The 3,896-nt window shown below is 70.9% G+C and carries 1 protein-coding gene; it reads right to left on the minus strand.

Features of this window, described 5'->3' with window-relative positions; translation table 11 throughout:
• Window positions 1-3,896, minus strand: a 3,896-nt coding sequence (locus M8I34_RS41025) for an amino acid adenylation domain-containing protein (protein ID WP_250058153.1), incomplete at both ends; no start/stop codon positions are given.

The raw sequence follows: 3,896 nt of genomic DNA on the forward strand, positions 1-3,896 counted from the left end.
CGTGGCCGGTGAGGGTGGTGCTGGTCAGGTCGGGTCCGGCGAGGTGCAGTTGGCCGGGGACGGTGGCGGGCACCGGCTGTCGGTCCTGGTCCAGGACGTAGACGCGGACGTGGTCCGGCAGGGCTGTGCCGTCCGGTAGTTCGCGTACGGCGCTGGGCCAGGTGTGCAGCAGTGTGGTGCGCTCGGGCGCCGAGAGGATGTCCAGGTCGGCGATCGGCTGTGAGGCGTCGGCGACGGCCGCCCGCAGCAGACGCTCCAGCCGGGCGGTGAGCGCGTCCACCGAGGCGCGGTCGAACAGATCCGTGGCGAAGTCCACCGTTCCCGCCATACCGGCGGGCAGCCCGTCAGCCGTGACCTTCTCCTCCAGCCCGAATTCGAGGTCGAACTTCGAGGTATCGGAGCCCGAGGACTCCAACCTGCTGTCGAGTCCGTCCAGCGGCACATCGGCGGACGCGGCCTCGAAGCTCAGCATCACCTGGAACAGCGGGTGGTACGCGAGCGACCGGGCAGGGTTGACGATCTCCACGAGCCGCTCGAAGGGCACGTCCTGGTGGGCGTAGGCCGCCAGGTCGGTTTCCCGCACCCGTCCGAGCAGGTCGGCGAACGACGGGTTGCCGGAGGTGTCGGTGCGCAGCACCAGCGTGTTGATGAAGAACCCGACCAGGTCATCGAGAGCTTCATCGGCGCGACCGGCGGTCGGCGAGCCGATGGCGATGTCGGTGCCCGCGCCGAGGCGGGTCAGCAGGGTCGCCAGCGCTGCCTGCACGACCATGAACACGCTCGCCTGGTGCTCACGCGCCAGGCGGGCGACGCCTTCGTGCAACGCGACGTCCCAGAAGAAGTCGAGACTGTCGCCCTGGTAGCCGGCCTCGGCCGGCCGCGGACGGTCGGTGGGCAGCTCCAGCAGGTCGGGAAGGCCGGCCAGATGCTGTCGCCAGTAGTCGACCTGACCGGAGATGAGGGACTGCGGGTCGCTCTCGTCGCCGAGGATCTCGCGCTGCCACAGCGTGTAGTCGGCGTACTGCACCGGCAGCGGCTTCCACTGCGGAGCCGTGCCCTTGCTCCGTGCGGCATAGGCGACCGCCAGATCGTGCGCGAGCGGGGCGATCGACCAGCCGTCACTGGCGATGTGGTGCGCCAGCAGCAACAGGACGTGCTCGTCCGGACCCGTCCGGAACAGCCAGGCCCGCAGCGGCAGTTCGGCCGTCAGATCGAAGGCATGACCGGCGGCCTGCCGGATCGCCTCGTCCAGCTGACCGGGCTCCGTCCGGACGCACTCGACCGGCGGCCGGGCGGCGCTGCCCTCCAGCACCTGCTGATACGGCGTGCCGTCGATCTCCGGGAAGACCGTACGCAGCGACTCGTGCCGCTCGACGAGGTCGGACATCGCCTCGCGCAGGGCGGCGGTGTCCAGCTCGCCGGACAGCCGCAGCCGCATCGGCACGTTGTACGTCGGGCTGGGGCCCTCCAACTGGTGGAGGAACCACAGGCGGCGCTGGGCGAAGGACAGCGGCACCCGCTCGGGCCGTTCCATCGGCACCAGAGCCGTGCGCCCGCCCGCCGCGGTGCCGAGGCGCCCGGCGATACCGGCGACCGTCGGTGCCTCGAAGAGGTCACGTACGGCGAGCTCCACGCCGAAGGCGGAGCGGACCCGGCTGACCAGGCGCATCGCGAGCAGGGAGTGGCCGCCGAGGGCGAAGAAGTTGTCATCGATGCCGGCCCGGGGCACGCCCAGAATCTCGCCAAAGACACCACACAGGATCTCCTCCTGCGCGTTGCGCGGGCCGCGGCCGCCTTCGGAACCGGTGTACTCCGGAGCGGGAAGCGCCTTGTGGTCGAGCTTCTCGTTCGGCGTCAGCGGGAGCGTATCGAGCTGGACGAACGCCGACGGAACCATGTACTCGGGAAGGGCCCCTGCCGCCCGGTCACGCAGACCGGCCGGATCCACCCGGCCGTCGGCCCCCTCCATGGGCACGACGTAGGCGACGATGCGCTTGTCGCCGGGACGGTCCTCCCGCACGACCACCGCGATCCGGCCGACGCCCGGGTGCGCGGCGAGAACGTTCTGGATCTCGCCGAGCTCGATACGGAAGCCGCGGACCTTCACCTGGTTGTCGACGCGGCCGACGAATTCGAGCTCGCCGTCGGTGCGCCACTTGACCAGGTCGCCGGTGCGGTACATCCGTCCGCCGGGCGCGCCGAACGGATCCGCGACGAAGCGGGCGGCGGTCAGCCCGGGGCGGCGCAGATAGCCGCGGGCCAGCCGCGTCCCCGCCACATACAGTTCGCCGGGCACGCCCGCCGGCACCGGACGCAGCGCGGAATCCAGCACATACACCCGGGTGTTCCAGCCCGGACGGCCGATCGACGGAGCCACCGCGCCGGAAAGCGGGCTGCTCGACGTCACCCACACCGTCGCCTCGGTCGGACCGTAGGCGTTGAACATCCTGCGTCCCGAAGACCACCGCGCCGCGACCTCGCCGGTGAAGGCGTCGCCGCCGATGATCAGCGTGCGCAGCGTCGGCAGCGGGTGCACCGGCATGCTCGCCAGCGCCGCCGGCGATATCACCGCATGGCTGATGCGCAGGCCGTCCACGACACCGACCAGTTCCTCACCCGCGAGCGGACCCGTCGGCGCGACCACCAGGCAGCCGCCCGACCGGAACGCCATCCACATCTCCAACACCGAGGGGTCGAAGCTGGGCGAGGCGAGCTGGAGCACTCGGCTGCTGCCGTCGAGCTGCCAGCGGCCGAGGCCGTCGGCTGCGAAACCGTTCACCGCGTCATGGGTGACGGCGACGCCCTTGGGGTGCCCGGTGGAGCCGGAGGTGTAGATGAGGTAGGCGGGGTGGGTGGGGAGCAGCGGAGTGGTGCGGTGGGTGTCGTTGGGGTTGGTGGTGAGCTGGCCGCTGCCGGTGCCAGTGCCGGCACCGCTGTCGGTGTCGGTGTGGAGGGTGAGTGTGGGCAGGCCGGTGTCGGGGAGCCCGGCGGAGTTGCTGTCGGTGATGACCAGGGCGGGCCGGGCGTCGTCGAGCATGTAGGTGATGCGGGCGGTGGGGTAGTCGGGGTCGACGGGGAGGTACGCGGCACCGGTTTTGAGGACGGCGAGGATGCAGATGATGAGGTCGGCGGAGCGGGGGAGGGCCAGCGCGACGATCTGCTCGGGGCCGATGTTCTTGCTGATGAGGCGATGGGCGAGCTGGTTGGCGCGGGTGTTCAGCTCGGTGTAGGTGAGCCGGGTGCCGTGGTGTTCGAGGGCGGGCGCGTCGGGCGTGCGTGCCACCTGCGCCTCGAAGAGGCCGGGGAGGGTGGCGTCGGGAACGTCGCGCGCGGTGTCGTTCCAGCCGTGGAGCAGCAGCTCACGCTCCTGCACGGAGAGCACATCCAGCTCTCCGATCGGGCGGGCGGCGTCCTCGACGGCGGTACGCAGCAGGCGTTCCAGCCGTGCCGCGATGGTCTCGGCGGTCCGCCGGTCGAAGAGGTCGGTCGCGAACTCGACCACACCCCGCATACCGGCGGCTTCACCACCCGCACCGAACTGCTCCCCGAGGCTGAAGGTCAGATCGACCTTCGCGATCCCCGCATGGACGTCGTCGTCCTCGGTGGCCACGAGGCCGCGCATCGCGAATTCGCCCTCGGCGGCATTCTGGAGCACGAGCATCACCTGGAAGAGCGGGTGATGGGCCAGCGACCGGGTGGGGTTGACGATCTCCACCAGCCGCTCGAACGGCACGTCCTGGTGGGCGTAGGCCGCCAGGTCCGTCTCCCTGACCCGTCCGAGAACTTCGGCGAAGGTGGGGTCGCCGGAGGTGTCGGTGCGCAGGACGAGCGTGTTGACGAAGAAGCCGACGAGGTCGTCGAGCGCGTCATCGTTACGTCCGGCGATGGCCGACCCC

This window comes from Streptomyces sp. MCA2, from assembly GCF_023544705.1.
GTDB classification, from domain to species: Bacteria; Actinomycetota; Actinomycetes; order Streptomycetales; family Streptomycetaceae; genus Streptomyces; species Streptomyces decoyicus.